Origin of the sequence: Glutamicibacter sp. (assembly GCF_035257265.1) — a bacterium.
In the GTDB taxonomy this organism is placed as follows: domain Bacteria; phylum Actinomycetota; class Actinomycetes; order Actinomycetales; family Micrococcaceae; genus Glutamicibacter.
Genome location: NZ_DATEXC010000073.1, coordinates 1 through 1850 on the forward strand (window position 1 = coordinate 1; position 1850 = coordinate 1850).

General features: G+C 59.8%; 2 protein-coding genes and 1 pseudogene. All 3 read left to right on the forward strand.

Translation table 11 applies throughout. From position 1 onward, the window contains the following. The first annotated feature begins 238 nt into the window (after positions 1 to 238). A complete protein-coding gene (locus tag VJ369_RS19090; RefSeq protein ID WP_324093571.1) occupies positions 239 to 997 on the forward strand; it encodes an IS5 family transposase in 759 nt (252 codons plus the stop codon). 84 nt (positions 998 to 1081) lie between these two features. Then, on the forward strand, positions 1082 to 1615 hold the full coding sequence (locus VJ369_RS19095) for an isoprenylcysteine carboxylmethyltransferase family protein (protein ID WP_324093572.1): 534 nt from the start codon (positions 1082 to 1084) through the stop codon (positions 1613 to 1615). 124 nt (positions 1616 to 1739) lie between these two features. Next, positions 1740 to 1829: pseudogene (locus VJ369_RS19100) on the forward strand (IS5/IS1182 family transposase); the annotation flags it as partial. Between the last annotated feature and the right edge of the window lie 21 nt (positions 1830 to 1850).

The following is a 1850-nucleotide window of genomic DNA, read 5'->3' on the forward strand; positions in this document are numbered from 1 at the left end:
TTCTTTGAACTGCTGCACTCTGTCCGCTATCTGTTCTTTCGCATGTGGCAGTTGCATCACCACTTCTTCCAAATGTTGGAAAGCAGCCCTTTCGTCATACTTGGAAGCGAACATCGAACGCAGTTCCTCGAGGTACGGGTAGAGCTTGGCGAAGACGTTAACCGGCTCCCTAGGGTTAAGACCCAATTAACCATGTTGAGATTCAACGGGTTGGTCAACCGAATCGGGGGGCCAACAGATGCGGGCGAACTTGTTTTGGTTTAGCGACGGGCAATGGGCGAGGATTGAGCCGTTTATTCCAAGCAATCGCCGTGGCGTGAAGCCGAAGAACAATCGGCGCATTTTGAGCGGGATCATGCATGTGCTCAAGAGCGGATGTCGATGGGTCGATTGTCCGCCGGAATATGGGCCGGCCAAGACGGTCTACAATCGCTTCAACCGCTGGAGTGCGCAGGGAATTTGGCAGAGCATCTTCGAGGCGGCGGCCGAACCTGCTGAACCGCCGGAACGAATGGCTCTCGACAGCACGCATGTCAAAGCGCATCGCTGCGCTGGCGGCGGAAAAGGGGGGGCGTCGGAACAGGCGATTGGCATCACCAAGGGCGGGCGCAACAGCAAGATTCACGGCCTTGTCGATAAGCTGTGTCGCCCGTGGGTCTTGATCCTCACGCCTGGCAACACCGCCGACTGCACAGTCGGGCCGGCATGTGTCAGTCTGCTCGACGGCATCGCCGAGTTGCTCGGTGACAAGGCTTATGACAGCAACTCGTTCCGCAAGTCTCTGCGCAAGGACGGCATCAAACCGGTGATCCCAGGCCGATCAAATCGGAAGAAACGCATACGTCACGACAAGCAAGCCTATAAGGATCGCAACGTCATCGAGCGCTGCTACTGCAGGCTCAAGGACTTCAGGCGCATCGCAACGCGCTACGACAAACTCGCTCGGAACTACTTCTCAGCCCTGTGCCTCGTTGCCGCCGTGGCATTCTGGCTTTAGTCGTGCGCGGTTTCCGCTTTTGGATAACATGGCGAGCGTGTCGGCACCCGGATGACGACGGGAAACCATGAAGGGGAGCTTTGAATGAGCTCGCAGCGAGTGTCGGGAACCGCCGTGCAACGAACCATTGCCGTCCTGGGCTCGGCGGTTTTCTTCGTGGTCGCCCCATTTACGCTGGCGGGGCTCGTTCCATGGTCGATCACGGGTTGGCAACTCCGGCCGCCGTTCCTTGGTCTGGAGCTGACGCGCGGCATCGGCGCGATAATGATTCTCGCAGGCGTGCCTGGGCTCGTTGACGCATTTGCGCGTTTCGCGCTGCAGGGTCTCGGCACCCCCGCGCCCATCGCGCCGCCCCGGAATCTCGTGGTGACCGGTCTCTACCGTTATGTGCGTAATCCAATATACGTCGCGCTCGTTGCCATCATCCTGGGTCAAGCGGTGCTGATGGGCGATTGGCGCCTCATCGTCTACGGCGCGCTGTGGTGGCTCGTCTTCCACGTCGCCGTCGTGGCGTACGAAGAACCCACGCTCGAGCAGACGTTTGGGAAAGAGTACGAGGCGTTCCGCGCCGCAGTCCCGCGCTGGATACCGCGGATGACCCCATGGCGGTCGAAATGATCGGTGGCCCGCGGTTGTGCGAGCCGCTGCTCGCGACCGGTCTCGGACGCTTCACCGGCGCCGCGAGCAGGCACGCTAACGGCCCTCGGAAAAGAACATCTCCCCATTGGCGAAGCGGTTGGGTTTCAGGCGCATCGCAACGCGCTACGACAAACTCGCTCGGAACTACTTCTCAGCCCTGTGCCTCGTTGCCGCCGTGGCATTCTGGCTTTAATCAATTGAGTCTGGACCCTTA